Origin of the sequence: Pseudomonas taiwanensis DSM 21245, from assembly GCF_000425785.1 — a bacterium.
Classification (GTDB): domain Bacteria; phylum Pseudomonadota; class Gammaproteobacteria; order Pseudomonadales; family Pseudomonadaceae; genus Aquipseudomonas; species Aquipseudomonas taiwanensis.
Window position 1 is genome coordinate 207,291 of the sequence record NZ_AUEC01000005.1, and the last position, 17,250, is coordinate 224,540.

At 63.4% G+C, this 17,250-nt stretch carries 14 protein-coding genes; 5 read left to right on the forward strand and 9 right to left on the reverse strand.

From position 1 onward, the window contains the following. Positions 1–96: 96 nt before the first annotated feature. On the reverse strand, positions 97–1,443 hold the full coding sequence (pmbA, locus tag H620_RS0100970; RefSeq protein WP_023382153.1) for a metalloprotease PmbA: 1,347 nt from the start codon (positions 1,441–1,443) through the stop codon (positions 97–99). Between the two features lie 108 nt (positions 1,444–1,551). Here pmbA and yjgA point away from each other — a divergent pair, with 108 nt between their 5' ends. Continuing rightward, positions 1,552–2,073 carry a ribosome biogenesis factor YjgA gene (gene yjgA, locus H620_RS0100975; RefSeq protein ID WP_027906585.1) on the forward strand — a complete coding sequence of 174 codons (522 nt, stop codon included), beginning with the start codon at positions 1,552–1,554 and terminating at the stop codon, positions 2,071–2,073. 91 nt (positions 2,074–2,164) lie between these two features. On the opposite strand, the gene tldD is transcribed toward yjgA, so the two are convergent. From tldD to mreB, 8 genes are all read right to left on the reverse strand, one after another. Further along, a complete protein-coding gene (gene tldD, locus H620_RS0100980; protein ID WP_027906586.1) occupies positions 2,165–3,604 on the reverse strand; it encodes a metalloprotease TldD in 1,440 nt (479 codons plus the stop codon). Positions 3,605–3,606: 2 nt separating this feature from the next. Further along, entirely contained in the window at positions 3,607–4,458 is an 852-nt protein-coding gene (locus tag H620_RS0100985; RefSeq protein WP_027906587.1) for a carbon-nitrogen hydrolase family protein, read from the reverse strand. 14 nt (positions 4,459–4,472) lie between these two features. Next, positions 4,473–8,288 carry a YhdP family protein gene (locus tag H620_RS0100990; protein WP_049818685.1) on the reverse strand — a complete coding sequence of 1,272 codons (3,816 nt, stop codon included), beginning with the start codon at positions 8,286–8,288 and terminating at the stop codon, positions 4,473–4,475. Between the two features lie 82 nt (positions 8,289–8,370). Then, entirely contained in the window at positions 8,371–9,828 is a 1,458-nt protein-coding gene (rng, locus tag H620_RS0100995) for a ribonuclease G (protein WP_023382158.1), read from the reverse strand. Between the two features lie 54 nt (positions 9,829–9,882). After that, the gene (locus tag H620_RS0101000) at positions 9,883–10,494 is read right to left on the reverse strand and encodes a Maf family protein (protein WP_023382159.1); all 612 of its coding nucleotides are present in this window, start codon (positions 10,492–10,494) and stop codon (positions 9,883–9,885) included. Positions 10,495–10,527: 33 nt separating this feature from the next. Further along, positions 10,528–11,016 (reverse strand): rod shape-determining protein MreD, encoded by a 489-nt coding sequence (gene mreD, locus H620_RS0101005; RefSeq protein WP_023382160.1) that lies wholly within the window; start codon positions 11,014–11,016, stop codon positions 10,528–10,530. After that, entirely contained in the window at positions 11,016–12,041 is a 1,026-nt protein-coding gene (gene mreC, locus H620_RS0101010) for a rod shape-determining protein MreC (RefSeq protein ID WP_244880936.1), read from the reverse strand. The genes mreD and mreC overlap by 1 nt, the downstream gene beginning before the upstream one ends. Positions 12,042–12,237: 196 nt before the next feature. Then, the gene (mreB, locus tag H620_RS0101015; RefSeq protein WP_003255163.1) at positions 12,238–13,275 is read right to left on the reverse strand and encodes a rod shape-determining protein MreB; all 1,038 of its coding nucleotides are present in this window, start codon (positions 13,273–13,275) and stop codon (positions 12,238–12,240) included. Positions 13,276–13,478: 203 nt separating this feature from the next. Between mreB and gatC the strand changes: the two genes are divergently transcribed. The 4 genes from gatC to H620_RS0101035 all read left to right on the forward strand — a co-directional run bounded on the left by gatC (position 13,479) and on the right by H620_RS0101035 (position 17,203). Continuing rightward, entirely contained in the window at positions 13,479–13,766 is a 288-nt protein-coding gene (gatC, locus tag H620_RS0101020) for an Asp-tRNA(Asn)/Glu-tRNA(Gln) amidotransferase subunit GatC (protein ID WP_023382162.1), read from the forward strand. 15 nt (positions 13,767–13,781) lie between these two features. Next, on the forward strand, positions 13,782–15,233 hold the full coding sequence (gene gatA / locus H620_RS0101025; RefSeq protein WP_023382163.1) for an Asp-tRNA(Asn)/Glu-tRNA(Gln) amidotransferase subunit GatA: 1,452 nt from the start codon (positions 13,782–13,784) through the stop codon (positions 15,231–15,233). A gap of 11 nt (positions 15,234–15,244) precedes the next feature. Continuing rightward, positions 15,245–16,690, forward strand: coding sequence for an Asp-tRNA(Asn)/Glu-tRNA(Gln) amidotransferase subunit GatB (gene gatB, locus H620_RS0101030; RefSeq protein WP_023382164.1), 1,446 nt, complete (start codon positions 15,245–15,247; stop codon positions 16,688–16,690). A 138-nt stretch (positions 16,691–16,828) separates the two neighbouring features. Beyond that, positions 16,829–17,203 (forward strand): septal ring lytic transglycosylase RlpA family protein, encoded by a 375-nt coding sequence (locus tag H620_RS0101035; RefSeq protein ID WP_023382165.1) that lies wholly within the window; start codon positions 16,829–16,831, stop codon positions 17,201–17,203. Positions 17,204–17,250 lie beyond the last annotated feature (47 nt).

Below are 17,250 nucleotides of genomic sequence, written 5' to 3' on the forward strand. Positions count from 1 at the left end.
GACTAAACAAGAAACCCGGCATAGGGCCGGGTTACTGTGCCGCTTGCACAGCCTGTTCACGGATCAACCCGCGAACAGGCCGATGCAGGTGAAAGATCAGCTACCTGCCACAGTCATCCGCTCGATCAACACAGACCCTGTATGAATGTTGCTGCGGGTTTCGAGATCGCTGCCAATCGCGACAATCTGCTGGAACATGTCCTTCATGTTGCCGGCAATGGTTACTTCCTGCACCGCGTGCTGGATCTCGCCATTCTCGACCCAGAAACCGGCTGCGCCGCGGGAATAATCGCCAGTGACCATGTTCAGCCCATGGCCCATCAGCTCGGTGACCAGCAGGCCACGGCCCATGCGGCGGATCAACGCGGCCTGGTCCTCGACACCATGGGTCACGTACAGGTTATGCACGCCTCCAGCGTTGGCCGTGCTCGGCAGGCCCAGTTTGCGACCAGAATAGGTGCCCAGCAGGTACGACACCAGCTCGCCTTTTTCGACGAACGGCTTGGCATAGGTGGCCAGGCCATCGCCGTCGAACGCGGCACTGCCCAAGGCCCGGGGAATGTGCGGACGCTCGTCGAGGGTCAGCCAGGTAGGGAACAGGCGCTGCCCCAAGGCACCGTCGAGGAACGATGACTTGCGGTACAGGTTGCCCCCGGAAATGGCCGAAAGGAAGCTGCCGAACAGGCCACCGGCCAGCTCCGCAGAAAACAGTACCGGCACCTCGCACGTGGGTACCGGTCGCGCACCAAGGCGGCTGGCGGCTCGCTTGGCCGCACGCTGGCCGATACTACGTGGGTCGGCCAGCAGGTTGCCCTGGCGATTCACGTCGTACCAGTAGTCCCGCTGCATCTGACCGTCACCCTCGGCAATCATCACGCAGCTCAGACTGTGCCGAGTGGACGCGTAACCACCGATGAAACCATGGCTGTTGCCGTACACGCGGCAGCCTTGGTGCGTGTTGAGGGTAGTGCCATCGGCATTGAGAATGCGGGGATCGGCCTCGAATGCCGCGGCTTCGCAGGTCAACGCCATCTCAATGGCTTGCTCCGGCTCGATGTCCCAGTCATGGTAGAGGTCCAGGTCCGGGATCTCACGCGCCATCAGCGCCGCGTCGGCCAGGCCCGCGCACTCGTCCTCGGAGGTGTGCCTGGCGATTGCCAAGGCGGCTGCCACTGTCTCGCGGATCGCATCCTGGCCGCTTGCCGAGGTACTGGCCGAGCCTTTGCGCTGGCCGACATAAAGGGTGATACCGAAGCCTTGGTCGCGGTTGAACTCGACCGTCTCCACCTCACGCTGGCGCACGCTGGTGGACAACCCCTGCTCCAGCGATACGGCCACCTCGCAGGCACTGGCACCCTGCCGCTTGGCCTCGGCGATGATCGCTTCGACCTGCTCCTGCAATGCCGGCAGGTTCTTGGGGCCTACGCTCTGGACTGCACTCATGGTTATCTCCACTCAAATTCTGCGTTCGGCAAGGGTCATTCTACGACCGGGCCGGACAAGCGGCCCCCGACTGGTTATCATGGCGGCGATTTCTAGCGGACTGCCACCATGGTTGATTCATACGACGACGCCTTCGACGGCGAAAAAAGCAAAACCCAGATCAAGCGCGAGCTGCATGCATTGGTCGAACTCGGCGAGCGCCTAACCACGCTCAAGGCCGATACACTGGCGCGCCTGCCGTTGACCGACGAGTTGCGCAAGGCCCTGGCCGAAGCCAGCAAGCACACGGCGCACGGCGCACGTAAACGCCACATGTCGTTCGTCGGCAAGCTGATGCGCGTGCAGGACCTGGACGCCATCCACGCCTTGCTCGAACAGATCGACAGCTCGACCCGCCAGTACAACGAGCGATTCCACAACCTTGAGCGCTGGCGCGATCGTTTGATCGACGGTAACGACGAAGACCTCGAGCGCTTCGTCAACGAATACCCCGATACCGACCGTCAGCAACTGCGCTCGCTGATCCGTCATGCCCAGCACGAAAAGGCGCGGAACAAGCCGCCGGCCGCTGCACGCAAGGTGTTCAAGTACATCCGCGACATCGACGAGATCCAGCGCGGCCTGCGTTGAGTCCGACGCACCGCTCCCAGGGCATCTTCTGTGCGACCCCATGGGAGCGGCCTTGCAGCGCGAAAGGACCGCGATGCGGTCCCACGATCCTTCACGCGCCCGTACCACCTACGGTAATCGCATCCAGCTTCAAGGTCGGCTGGCCAACCCCCACCGGAACCGACTGCCCATCCTTGCCACAGGTGCCCACACCGCTATCCAGGGCCAGGTCGTTACCTACCATCGACACTCGGCTCATCGCCTCAGGGCCGTTGCCAATCAGGGTTGCGCCTTTGACCGGTGCGGTGATCTTGCCGTCTTCGATCAGGTAAGCCTCGCTGGTCGAGAACACGAACTTGCCGCTGGTGATGTCCACCTGCCCACCGCCGAGGTTGGCGCAATAGATGCCCTTTTTCACCGACGCGATGATCTCCTGCGGGTCGCTCTCGCCAGCACGCATGTAAGTGTTGGTCATGCGCGGCATCGGCAGGTGCGCATAGGATTCCCGGCGCCCGTTGCCGGTCACCGCCATGCCCATCAGGCGCGCGTTGAGCTTGTCTTGCATATAGCCCTTGAGCACACCGTTCTCGATCAGCGTGGTGCATTCGGTTGGCGTGCCTTCGTCATCCACGCTCAGAGACCCCCGGCGACCTTCAAGGGTGCCATCGTCGACGATGGTGCACAGGCTCGACGCGACTTTCTCGCCGAGACGACCGCTGAAGGCCGAACTGCCCTTGCGGTTGAAGTCGCCTTCCAGGCCATGGCCGACCGCTTCATGCAACAGCACGCCAGACCAACCGGAACCCAGTACCACCGGCAAGGTGCCCGCCGGGGCGGGAATCGCCTCCAGGTTCACCAGCGCCTGGCGCAATGCCTCGCGGGCATAGCCCATGACCCGCTCCTCGGTGAAGAAGCGATAGTCGGTACGCCCACCACCGCCCTGCCCGCCGCGTTCGCGACGGCCGTTCTGCTCGACGATGACACTGACGTTGAAGCGCACCAGCGGACGCACGTCAGCCGCCAGGCTACCGTCCGCTGCGGCGATCAGAATCCGCTCCCAGACGCCGGCCATACTCACGCTGACCTGCTGGATACGCGGGTCCAGGGCGCGGGTGGCGGCGTCGACACGCTTGAGCAGGTCGACCTTTTCTGCGCGCGTCAGCACATCCAACGGATTGTCCGGTGAATACAGTGCCGGCACAGCCTGGCTGCGGAAGGCCTGTACCTTGCCGTTCTGCCCGGCGCGGGAAATCGAACGGGCGGCACGGGCCGCCGAGTTCAGGGCTTCAAGGTTGATCGCATTGCTGTAGGCAAAGCCGGTTTTCTCACCGGACTGGGCGCGCACGCCCACCCCTTGGTCAAGGTTGAAGCTGCCTTCCTTGACGATGCCGTCCTCCAGTGCCCAGGTTTCCGAAATCTGACCTTGGAAATACAGGTCGGCGGCGTCGATACCGGGGCCTGCCAACTCGCCAAGGACAGACTGCAGGCTGTCCAGGCTCAGGCCGCCCGGTGCCAGGAGCTGCTCGCTGACGGTGGATAACATCTGGCTCATAGTCACTCCGAGGTGTGCGCAGGCCGCAAGGCGTCCTGCGAGAAAAAGCGCCGGTGCAACGCAACCGGCATGCGCGCCCGGATGGACGCTTGTTCATCAATATCGCGCTCGGCCAGCAGGACTGCCTCGCCTCGCGCCTGTTCGGCGACGATCCTCCCCCAAGGGTCGACGATCGCCGCCTGGCCATGGGTTTCCCGTGGCCCTGGATGGATGCCGCCCTGTGCGGCGGCCAGCACGTAGCACTGGGTCTCGATGGCCCGTGCACGAATCAGCACTTCCCAATGGGCTGCCCCGGTGACTGCGGTGAAGGCAGCCGGCGCCGTGATCAGCTCCGCGCCGGCAGCGCGTAAAGCGCTGTACAGCTCGGGAAAGCGCAAGTCATAGCATACGCTCAGCCCCACACGGCCGACCGGGGTATCGGCCACCACCACCCGAGCCCCGTGCGCATAGTCGTCAGACTCGCGGTAACGGCCTCGGTTGTCGGCCACGTCGACATCGAACAGGTGTAGCTTGTCGTAACGCGCCACCACCTCACCCTGCTCATCGACCAACAGCGAGCAGGCATGCGCCTTGGCATCGGGTTGACCGGCGGGAGGCAACGGCAAGGTACCGGCGACTATCCATAACTTGAGGTCGCGGGCGGTACGTTTCAACCATGGCAGGATCGGCCCGTCACCCAGAGCCTCCGCCCGTCCGATGGCCGCCGCATCCTTGCGCCCCATGGCCGCGAAGTTTTCCGGCAGGACAGCGAGCCTGGCGCCACCGAAGGCTGCCTGCTCAAGCAGTGCGCCAGCACGTTGCAGGTTGGCCAGTACATCGTCCTGGCTGACCATCTGGATCACCGCTGCCTTCATGGGCACTCCCGACGCTATTTGTTGAAGGGTTTCACAAATGTGATTCTAGGCTCTTTCCACGGCCCCTCGACGCGGTAGTGCACGCTGGCAAAACGCGACACGCGGTCACCGATCAACCGATCGACCAGGAACAACGCCCCGCCAACCGCTGGCGCACCGACAATCAGGGCGGCCAAGGGCAGGTTGTTGGTCACTGGCAACGTCACTTGCAAGTTGGCATCGACACGGTCACGAACCATGTCCAGCGTACCGTCGAGCTCGAAGTTGCTCGACGGCCCGGTCACCGTGATCGGCTCGCGAGTTACATAGACACCATCACTTGCCACCAACAAGCCTTTGACCCGGTCATAGGCCAAGCCTTTGTCGAACAGATCGGAGAAGTCCAGGCGCAAGCGACGGCCGATGGAGTTGAAGTTGAGCAGGCCGAACACGCGCAGGGCCTGGGCACTGCCTTCCACCTCGACGAACTGGCCGGTGCGCAACGCCGCGTCCATGCTCCCCGAGAAACGCTTGAGGCCAACCCAGGCCGGTGAGCCAGGCCAACGGCCATCGACATCCAGGCGGAAATCGCGGCTGGTGACCGTAGGCGCGAAGCCCCAGGCCTTGAGGACATCAGCCAGGTTCTTGCCATCGAGGCGACCTTTGTACCAGCTGCTGCTGGCCCCCGGCAGGCCTTCCCAGCCGCCACTGCCATCAATGCGCAGCCCTTTGAAATCGAGGTCGATATCACTGGCCGACACCCCACGGGCGGTCGGGCGCAGCTTGACCGCCGCATTGCCGTAGAAGTCATCCCCCCGGTAGAGCTTGTCGATGGTCAGGTCCAGCGCCGGGACCTTGCGAGGGTCGAAGGTGGCCAAGGGGTCGGGTCCATCTTCGGCCTGGACCTGAGCCGGGTCGGCCGCGGGCAGACGCAAGGTCTGCAGGCGGACGGTCATGGGCGCGGCCTTGGCATCCGGAACCCTTGCGTTACCGATGACTTCCTTGCTGTCCAGACGCAGATCCCATGCTGGGCCGCCGCGAGCCAGGCGAACCACGGCCTGGTTCAAGTCCATGCCGAACGCCTTGAGCTGGCCGATGCTCAGGTCGACGCTCTGCAGGTTCTGCCGGGCATTGCCGCTCGGGTCATCGCCAGCCAGTCGGTTCATCTGTTCCTGCCAGGGCGCCAGGTCCAGGGACTCCAGGCGTCCGCGCACACGCAAACCCGGGCTGGCCGGTACCTGCGCGTCGCCCGTGCCGAGCAGCAACTCACCGCGCCCTTGGGTCAGCTTGTCGGCAGGCGCGGCGTAGGCAAAACGCGCAAGGTCCGCGTAGCCTGCATCGAAGCGACGCTCTGCGCCTTGCAGGCCCATGCTGAAACGGCTGTCACGGGTTTCGGACGCGGCCTTGCCGAACGGTGCCGGCAGGTCTATCGCCAGCCCTTTGAGCGACGAGTTGACACTCAGGCTGTTGTCGCGGCTGCCCAGATTGACCTGCAGTCGGTAAGGCACATCACCCGAAGCAGGCAGCGCCTGCTTGAACTGCAACCAGTCAGTCAGGGACTTGAGCGCCACCTGGCCAGTGGCATTGATCCGGGTCTGCATCTGCCCTGGCTTGCCTTCGGCGACAATCTGCGCGGACACCGGTTTGCCGAATGCTTGCAGGCTGATGTCCTTGCCGCTCAGGCCCTTGTCCAGGTCAAAACTGAAGTCGCCCTTCAATTGGCTCAGTTCAAGGCTCGGCGGTGCCACCTTGAGTTGCGCATCGGCGGTAGCGAAGTCCACCTGCACGTTGGGCCGATCACCGCGGACCAAGGGGATGTCGAGCTTGACCTTGCCCTTGAGCGGCCCCTCTCCTTCCCAGCCGGCGAATATCTCACCTGTGCCGATCGGCGCTTCCTTGAGGATCTTCAAGCCATCGCCAAGGCTGCCGTCGAAATTGCCATCCAGGTACAGATGGCTATGCTGATCGCCGTCGACATGGGGAATATCGACACTGACGTCGCTCACCTTCGTATCGAGCAATGTACCCTGACTGGCCTTGATGCGAATGCCGCTGTCCTCTATCAGCACATCCCCGGCGACCTGCTGCACCTGCGGCCAACCCGGCTGGAAGTCCAGCGCCGCATCGCGGACCTTGAAGAACAGGCTGATGCTTCGCGCCTCGGGCGCTGCCCCATGGTTGAGCGACCCTTGGTACTGGAAATAACCTTCGTCCACGGTCCCCTTGACGATGGCGGTGCGCAGCCACTCGTCCAGGGCCGGACTAAGCACTTCGGGCAGGTACTTCGCGGTATAGCGGCCGTCGCCTTCGGTCAGGCCGACACGCAGGTCCATGTAGTCTTCGCGCCCTTCCTCGAACAGCAGTCGAATGAGGAAATCGCCGGCAATCTTGCCCTCCTCGCCCAACACCTTGAGGTAGGGAGCGATGAGGGTGAAGCCCTCCTTGTCGAGGCTCCAGGTAAGGCGGGCATTGGCCTTCTGGTAGTGCCAGGGTTTGGCGAAGATCGGATACAGATGCAGCATGAATGCATCGGTATCCAGTCGCAGTTCACCGTGCCCCAAGTTACCGCTGATACTGCCGCTGACGTTTCCGGCGGCAGGAGCACCGTGGTACGCGTCGAAACCTACCTTTTCAAGATTGGCGGCGAACTGCAGCCGCTCGTCGCCCTCGACCTTTGGCCGGATATCGAGGCGTACGTTGCGCAGTGCGCCGGTGACCTTCAGCGCGTCGACCACGGTCATCAGTTTTTCAGGCAGTGGCGCCAGGGCATCGACCAGCGGGGTGAGCGGAGTCAGGTCGAGCCGATCGGCCTGCACCTGCCAGCTCTCCTGTGCGGGCTCTTCGCCATCGCGATGACGCACTTGCAGATGCGACTCCCATCGCGTCTTGCCAATGCTGGCAGCCAACGAATCGACCACCACATCGAAGCCCTGCTCCTGGCGCTGGAACCAGGCAGTCAGCGCCAGGTTATCCAACGTGGCAGATTTGCGCCCGGCATAGGCACCCATGAGCTTGGGTGCATTGAGCCGTACAACTGCCTGTTGCAACTGACCCTGGCTCCAGTCGATCCACAATTCGCCACCCGAGCGCAGGGTGTGTGCTTGCCACTGGCCCAGCAGGCGCGGCGGCAACCAACGCGCCCAATCACTCTGCGGCAGGCTCAGGTAAGCCTGGACCTGCCCGTCACGCCATTGGTTGGCCGAAGCCCGGCTGCGCAGGTTCACCGCCAAGGGCTGGCCATCCGGGAGGGTCGCGCGCAGGTCCAGAGCCTGACGCGAAGCACCGGCCTTCAGGCCAAGACTCACATAGGTCAGGGTCAGCGGGTCACGTTGCCAGGGGTGCAGGGTAACCTGGCTGTCGAACACATCGATGCGCCCCAGCTGGCGCATGCGCTGGAGAATCTCGGCAGGATCGATTGCGGCGTCGTCTTTTTTCGGCAGACCTTCCAGCGCCCAGCTGCCCTGGGCGTCCTCACGCAGGATCAACTGCAAGCCACCCAGCTGAATACGCGCCAGCTGCACTTCACGGCTGGTCAGGCTGGCCCAGAGGTCAGGCACCAGCTTGACCTCATCCAGGCGCAATGCCGCCGAGCCTTCGCCCACTTGTAGATCGCGCACGCGCAATACAGGTGCCAGGCCGCTCCAACGCCCCTCGAGCGCACCGATGTGCACCGGCAGGCCCAAGGTTTGCTCCGCCTTGGCTTCTACATCGGCGCGGTATTCGGCAACCAGCGGCACCAGTTGCCGCCCCGCGCTCACGTACAGTGCCACCAGCACCGCAAGCAGAGCACACAAGCCCAGCCCCCAGCGGGTCAAGGCGACAAGAACGCGGGTCAGACGTCCCATGGCCATGGCCCTCCAAGTCGTTTATCCATGATGGCCCCTGGCAGCGGTTTTGCCAGCTCGACCTGCATGGGGTGGGGTTCGAAACGCGTCAGAGCAGCACCACGTCGTATTGCTCCTGCGAATACATCGACTCGACCTGGAAGCGAATGGTTCGACCAATGAACGCTTCCAGCTCGGCCACGTTGCCGGATTCTTCATCGAGCAGACGGTCGACCACCTTCTGGTTGGCCAGCACACGGTAACCTTCGGCCTGGTAGGCACGGGCCTCACGCAGGATTTCACGGAAAATTTCGTAACAGATCGTCTCTGGGGTTTTCAGCTTGCCCCGCCCCTGGCAGGCGATGCAGGGCTCGCACAGCACCTGCTCAAGGCTTTCCCGCGTGCGCTTGCGGGTCATCTGCACCAGTCCCAGCTCGGTGATGCCGATGATGTTGGTCTTGGCATGGTCGCGCTCGAGCTGCTTTTCCAGGGTACGCAGTACCTGGCGCTGGTGCTCTTCATCCTCCATGTCGATGAAGTCGATGATGATGATCCCGCCGATATTGCGCAGGCGCAGTTGCCGGGCAATGGCGGTTGCCGCTTCGAGATTGGTCTTGAAGATGGTCTCTTCGAGGTTGCGATGACCGACGAAGGCGCCAGTGTTGACGTCGATGGTGGTCATCGCCTCGGCCGGGTCGACCACCAGGTAACCACCGGACTTGAGCGGCACCTTGCGCTCCAGCGCTCGCTGGATCTCATCCTCGACGCCATACAGGTCGAAGATCGGTCGCTCGCCCGGGTAGTGCTCAAGGCGGTCGGCAATCTCTGGCATGAGTTCGGCGACGAACTGCGTGGTTTTTTGGAACGTTTCCCGCGAGTCGATACGGATTTTCTCGATCTTCGGGTTGACCAGGTCGCGCAAGGTACGCAGGGCCAGGCCAAGGTCTTCGTAGATGACCGTTGGCGCACCGCAAGTCTGTATCTGGCTGCCGATCTGCTCCCACAGCCGGCGCAGGTAACGGATGTCCTGGAGTATTTCCTCGGCGCGCGCGCCTTCGGCGGCTGTGCGCAGGATGAAGCCCCCGGCGTCCTTGATGTTCTCGCTTGCCATGCAGTCGCTGACCACCTGCTTGAGGCGGTCACGCTCGGCTTCGTCCTCGATCTTCAGGGAGATACCGACGTGACTGCTGCGGGGCATGTACACCAGGTAGCGCGAGGGAATAGACAACTGGGTCGTCAGGCGCGCGCCCTTGGTGCCGATGGGGTCTTTGGTCACCTGCACCACCAACGCCTGCCCTTCATGCACCAGGGCGGTGATGCTCTCGACCGCCGAACCTTCGCGCTGAGAAATTTCAGAAGCATGGATGAACGCGGCCCGTTCCAGGCCGATGTCGACGAACGCCGCCTGCATGCCTGGCAGCACGCGCACTACCTTGCCTTTGTAGATATTGCCAACGATGCCTCGGCGTTGCGTGCGCTCAACGTGCACTTCCTGCAGCACGCCGTTCTCCACCACTGCCACACGTGATTCCATCGGGGTGATGTTGATCAGGATCTCTTCACTCATGGCAGGCTCTCGTCAAAGGTCTTGGCTAATGATGGATGTCGTACGCAGGGCTGGCTACTGTGGGTGTGTTACCTCTGGCAAAAGCCCTGGCACCTGCCAACTGGCAATGCCGAATTGCGCAAGCAGATCGGAAGTCTCGGCGAGCGGCAGGCCAACGACCGAGGAGTAACTGCCGACCAAGGCGGTAACGAACACCGCGCCCAGTCCCTGTATGGCATACCCACCGGCCTTGTCCAGGGGTTCGCCGCTGGCCCAGTAGCGTTCGGCCTCATCACCGGTAATCGGGCGAAAACGCACGCTGCTCGAAACGCACAGACTGAGGCAGCGCTGGCCATCGCTCACGGCGATGCCAGTCAGGACCTGGTGTTCGCGCCCCGACAGGTCGGCCAGCATGGCCAAGGCATGTTCGCGGTTTTCCGGTTTGCCGAGAATACGACCATCGAGCACCACCGCAGTGTCTGCGCCAAGGGTTACAGCCGGGCCGTCGACTCTGGCGAAACCGGCCTTGGCCTTGGCCTGGGCCAGGCGCTCGACATAGGCCTCGGCGCTTTCGTGAGGGAGTGGGGTTTCATCGACAGGTGCGCTGACCGTGGTGAACGGCACGCCGATCTGGGTCAGCAGTTCACGACGGCGTGGCGAGCCCGAGGCCAGGTAAAGCGGAGTCATGCGGACATCTCCCTGTCAGTCGCGGCATCGCCGTCAGTTTATGTGCAATCGGCGGCGCAAGTCGCGCAGGGCGAAGCTGACCCAAGGCCATAGCAAGGCACTGATCACCGCCGACCACACCAACGCCAGGGTCGGCAGGCGGTTGCCGGTGAGCGCACTGAGCCATAGCTGGATCAATTGGGCGATACCGAAGATCACCAGAATCACAAGGCTCTGCTGCCACATGGGGAACATGCGCAGGCGTTGCTGCAGGGACAATACCAGGAAGGTGATCAGGGTCAGAATGAGGGCGTTTTGCCCCAGCAAGGTACCATAGAGCACATCCTCGGCCAGGCCGAGCAGGAAAGCCGTGGTCATGCCGACCTTGTTCGGCACCATGAGGGTCCAGAACGACACCAGCAGTGCCAGCCACATGGGCCGGAACACTTCCAGGAACTGAGGCATCGGCGAGACGCTCAGCAGCAGACCGATGACGAATGTCAGCCAGATCACCCACCCGTTGTTACGGCGCGAAGCTGCCATCATGGTCTCCGGTGTTGAGCCGGCGCGGCAGGCGCGGCGGTTGGGGTAGAGGGCGCGGCCGTCGGGGTCGGCGCTGGCGTGGCCGGTACGGCGGGAGCAGTGCCGGCAGGGGCGGCGCCGCTGGCCGGGGCAGCGTGATCGGCGGGTGCAGCTGGCTGGCCACTGGCCGGAGCGCCCTTGCGGTCGGCTTCTTCCTGGGCGATGGCGGCGTCGGTGGCACGCTGCTCCGGGCTGCGTCGATCGCTGAACACCAGCAGCATATAGCGGCTGCGGTTAAGGGCGGCGGTTGGAATCGCGCGCACGATGGCGAACGGCTGGCCCGAGTCATGGATCACTTCGTTGACCGTGGCCACCGGGTAGCCGGCCGGGAAGCGTTGCCCCATACCGGAACTGACCAGCAAGTCGCCTTCCTTGATGTCGGCAGTGTCTGCCACGTGGCGCAACTCCAGGCGCTCGGGGTTACCCGTGCCGCTGGCGATGGCGCGCAGGCCGTTGCGGTTGACCTGCACCGGAATGCTATGGGTGGTGTCGGTCAGCAGCAGCACCCGTGAGGTGTAGGGCATCAGTTCGACCACCTGGCCCATCAGGCCACGGGCATCGAGTACCGGCTGGCCAAGAAACACACCATCACGCTCGCCCTTGTTGATCAGGATGCGATGGGTGAACGGGTTGGGGTCGACACCGATCAGCTCGGCCACCTCGACCTTTTCATTGACCAGGGCCGAGGAGTTCAGCAGCTCACGCAGGCGCACGTTCTGCTCGGTGAGGGCCGCCAGCTTTTGCAGGCGCCCCTGCAACAGCAGGGCCTCGGTCTTGAGCTTTTCGTTTTCCGCGATCAGTTCGGTGCGGCTGCCGAACTGGCCGGCCACGCCTTGCCACAGGCGCTGCGGCAGGTCAGTGACCCAGTAGGATTCCATCAGCACCAGGCCCATCTGGCTGCGGACTGGCTTGAGCACGTCGAAACGTGCGTCGACCACCATCAGCGCGACGGACAGCACTACGAGTACCAGTAGGCGAACGCCCAACGAGGGGCCCTTGGAGAAAAGCGGTTTAATGGGCCGTTCCTCGTGGACGACTCAGGAGGTCATTGGACATGGGACAACGCACCAGCCTGGTTGCGGGTTGACGGAAACGACGCCCGGATGGACGCCTGCCCAGCGCATACAGGTAGCACTGCTCGTGCTACCTGTAAACCGGGCGCTCAGAAGCAGCGGGTGGGAATCACTCGCTGGAGAGCAGGTCCATCGCGTGCTTGTCCATCATCTCCAGGGCGCGACCGCCGCCACGGGCAACGCAGGTCAGCGGGTCCTCGGCGACGATCACCGGCAAGCCGGTTTCCTGTGCCAGCAGCTTGTCGAGGTCACGCAGCAGTGCGCCACCACCGGTCAGCACCAGGCCGCGCTCGGCGATGTCGGAAGCCAGCTCGGGCGGCGACTGCTCCAGGGCGCTCTTGACGGCCTGGACGATGGTAGCCAGCGACTCTTGCAGGGCCTCGAGCACTTCGTTGGAGTTCAGGGTGAAGGCACGCGGTACGCCTTCGGCCAGGTTGCGGCCACGGACGTCGACTTCACGCACTTCGCCACCCGGGTAGGCGGTACCGATTTCCTGCTTGATGCGCTCGGCGGTGGACTCACCGATCAGGCTGCCGTAGTTGCGGCGCACATAGGTGACGATGGCTTCGTCGAAGCGGTCGCCGCCCACACGCACGGACTCGGCATAGACCACGCCGTTCAGCGAGATCAGCGCGATTTCGGTGGTACCGCCACCGATATCGACGACCATCGAACCACGGGCTTCCTCGACCGGCAGGCCGGCACCGATGGCTGCAGCCATCGGCTCTTCGATCAGGAACACCTCACGTGCACCGGCACCCAGGGCCGACTCGCGAATGGCGCGGCGCTCTACCTGGGTCGACTTGCACGGCACGCAGATCAGCACGCGTGGGCTGGGCTGCAGGAAGCTGTTCTCGTGAACCTTGTTGATGAAGTACTGCAACATTTTTTCACAAACGCTGAAGTCGGCGATGACGCCGTCCTTCATCGGACGAATGGCAGCAATGTTGCCAGGCGTACGGCCCAGCATGCGTTTGGCTTCGGTACCGACGGCGACGACGCTTTTCTGGTTGCCGTGGGTACGGATGGCAACAACCGAGGGCTCATTCAGGACGATACCGCGCTCACGCACGTAAATAAGGGTGTTGGCAGTACCCAGGTCGATGGAGAGATCGCTGGAAAACATGCCACGCAGTTTCTTGAACATGGGAAAGTGACCCTGGGGAAAGCGTGGGTAAAAAAGTGCGGCAAACTCTAACAATGGCAGGGATTTTGGGCAAGGAGCCAATATGTTAAATTGGCAGTTTTTCCGAGCAAGCCAGCAGATGATCGCGGCCGTATGACCGCCAAAATGCCGACATGTTCCTCACCACGGACCTCATTCCGTTCTTAGTTTTTCTGGAGATCCCCATGGCGCTTCAACGCTGCGACGTGGAAAAGATCGCCCATCTGGCCCGTCTGGGGCTGAATGAAGGCGAACTGCCACGCATTACCGATGCCTTGAACAGTATTCTCGGGCTGGTCGACCAGATGCAAGCGGTCGATACCAGCGGCATCGAACCCTTGGCCCACCCACTGGAAGCCAGCCAACGCCTGCGCCCTGACCAAGTCACCGAGCGCAATCAGCGCGACGCCTATCAGGCCATCGCACCGGCGACCGAAAGCGGTCTGTACCTGGTTCCAAAAGTCATCGAGTAAGGGAAAGAGCCTGCCATGCATCAATTGACCCTGGCCGAGATCGCCCGCGGACTCGCCGACAAGTCGTTTTCCTCCGAAGAGCTGACCGGCGCCCTGTTGGCGCGCATCAAGCAGCTCGACCCGCAGATCAACAGCTTCATCAGCGTCACCGAGGACCTGGCCCTGACCCAGGCCCGTGCTGCCGACGCCCGTCGCGCCGCCGGCGAGAACGGCGCCCTGCTCGGCGCACCGATCGCCCACAAGGACCTGTTCTGCACCAACGGCATCCGCACCAGCTGCGGCTCGAAGATGCTCGACAACTTCAAGGCGCCCTACGACGCCACCGTGGTCGCCAAACTGGCCGAAGCCGGCATGGTCACCCTGGGCAAGACCAACATGGACGAATTCGCCATGGGCTCGGCCAACGAGTCCAGCCACTACGGCCCGGTGAAAAATCCATGGAACCTTGAACACGTTCCCGGCGGCTCGTCCGGCGGTTCCGCCGCAGCGGTGGCCGCACGCCTACTGCCGGCCACTACCGGCACCGACACCGGCGGCTCGATCCGTCAGCCAGCGGCGCTGACCAACCTCACCGGCCTGAAACCGACCTATGGCCGTGTTTCGCGCTGGGGCATGATCGCCTACGCCTCGAGCCTCGACCAGGGCGGCCCACTGGCCCGCACCGCCGAGGACTGCGCCCTGCTGCTGCAAGGCATGGCCGGCTTCGACGCCAAGGACTCCACCAGCATCGAAGAGCCGGTGCCGGACTACAGCGCCAACCTGAACGCCTCGCTGCAAGGTCTGCGCATCGGCCTGCCGAAGGAATACTTCGGTGCCGGCCTCGACCCGCGCATCGCCGACCTGGTCCAGGCCAGCGTCAAGGAGCTGGAAAAGCTCGGCGCGGTGGTCAAGGAAATCAGCCTGCCGAACATGCAGCACGCCATCCCGGCGTACTACGTGATCGCGCCAGCCGAAGCCTCCTCCAACCTGTCGCGTTTCGATGGCGTGCGCTTCGGCTACCGCTGCGAGAACCCGAAAGACCTGACCGACCTGTACAAGCGTTCCCGTGGCGAAGGCTTCGGCGCCGAAGTCCAGCGCCGCATCATGGTCGGCACCTACGCCCTGTCGGCCGGCTACTACGACGCCTACTACGTCAAGGCGCAGCAGATCCGTCGCCTGATCAAGAATGACTTCATGGCCGCGTTCAACGACGTCGACCTGATCCTCGGCCCGACCACGCCGAACCCGGCCTGGAAGCTCGGCGCCAAGAGCAACGACCCGGTCGCCGCCTACCTTGAGGACGTCTACACCATCACCGCCAACCTGGCGGGCCTGCCGGGCTTGTCGATGCCGGCCGGTTTCGTCGATGGCCTGCCGGTCGGCGTACAACTGCTGGCTCCCTATTTCCAGGAAGGCCGCCTGCTCAACGTCGCGCACCGCTACCAGCAAGTCACCGACTGGCACACCCGCGCCCCCAACGGCTTCTGAGGAACTGACACATGCAATGGGAAGTTGTGATCGGGCTGGAGATTCATACCCAGCTGGCCACCCAGTCGAAGATTTTCTCCGGCAGCGCCACCACCTTCGGTTCCGAGCCGAACACCCAGGCCAGCCTGGTTGACCTGGGGATGCCCGGCGTACTGCCGGTGCTCAACCAGGAAGCCGTGCGCATGGCCTGCATGTTCGGCCTGGCGATCGACGCCGAGATCGGCAAGCGCAACGTGTTCGCGCGCAAGAACTACTTCTACCCCGACCTGCCCAAGGGTTATCAGATCAGCCAGATGGACCTGCCGATCGTCGGCAAGGGGCACCTGGACATCGCCCTGGAAGACGGCACCATCAAGCGTATCGGCATTACCCGTGCGCACCTGGAAGAAGACGCCGGCAAGAGCCTGCACGAAGATTTCAGCGGCTCCACCGGCATCGACCTGAACCGCGCCGGCACACCGCTGCTGGAAATCGTCTCCGAGCCAGACATGCGCAGCGCCAAGGAAGCCGTCGCCTACGTCAAGGCGATCCATGCTCTGGTGCGCTACTTGGGCATCTGCGACGGCAACATGGCCGAAGGTTCGCTGCGCTGCGACTGCAACGTGTCGGTGCGCCCGAAAGGTCAGACCGAGTTCGGCACCCGCTGCGAGATCAAGAACGTCAACTCGTTCCGCTTCATCGAACGCGCGATCAACAGCGAGATCCAGCGCCAGATCGACCTGATCGAGGACGGCGGCAAGGTGGTCCAGGAAACTCGCCTGTACGACCCGAACAAGGACGAGACCCGCTCCATGCGCAGCAAGGAGGAAGCCAACGACTACCGTTACTTCCCCGACCCAGACCTGCTGCCAGTGGTCATCGAGGACAGTTTCCTGGAAACCGTTCGCGCCGGCCTGCCGGAACTGCCACAGCAAAAGGTCGAGCGCTTCCAGAGCCAATACGGCCTGTCTGCGTACGATGCCAACGTGCTGGCCTCCAGCCGTGAGCAAGCCGACTACTTCGAAGAAGTGGCACGCGTTGGTGGCGATGCCAAGCTGGCCGCCAACTGGGTCATGGTCGAACTGGGCAGCCTGCTGAACAAGCTTGGCGTGGAAATCGACCAGTCCCCGGTCAGCGCCGCGCAACTGGGTGGCATGCTGCTGCGTATTCGCGACAACACCATCAGCGGCAAGATCGCCAAGACTGTGTTCGAAGCGATGGCCGCCGGTGAAGGCGATGCCGATGCCATCATCGAGAGCAAAGGCCTCAAGCAGGTCACCGACACCGGCGCTATCGACAAGATGCTCGACGAGATGCTGGCAGCCAATGCCGAGCAGGTCGAACAGTACCGCGCCGCCGACGAGGCCAAGCGCGGCAAGATGTTCGGCTTCTTCGTCGGCCAGGCGATGAAGGCGTCCAAGGGCAAGGCCAACCCTGGGCAAGTGAACCAATTGCTCAAAGCCAAGCTCGAAGGGTGATTGTTTTCCCCCTGTAGCCTGCGAGGGCCTGGCCCTCGTTCGCAGGTAAACCCGCTCCCACAGGACCGCGCCACGCTCAAGGGCAGCGCGCCCCTGGGGAGCGGCCCCACCGGCGAATGTAGCACCGGAGCATCCGACTTGCTAAAACGATCCCTCGGCACCCTCGCTCTCTTCTCCGTCCTGGCCGGCTGCGCCAGCCACGACATTGACCCCAGCGGTTACGATAAGACCGGCACCGCCTCCTATTACGGCGCTCGCCACCACGGCAAGCGCACCGCCAGCGGCGAACCTTTCAACCAGCATGGCCTCACCGCCGCCCACCGTAGCCTGCCCTTCGGCAGCCGCGTTCTGGTCACCAACCTGGCCAACCAACGCAGTGTGGTTGTGCGAATCAACGACCGTGGCCCGCACACGCGCGGCCGCCTGATCGACCTTTCACGTGCCGCCGCAGAAAAAATCGGCATGCTCCGTAGCGGAACGGCGCGAGTCCGGGTACAAGGTCTGAGCGACTGACTCGACTGGAGCCTCGACCATTTTCGACCTGGCCACCCTCCCCACCT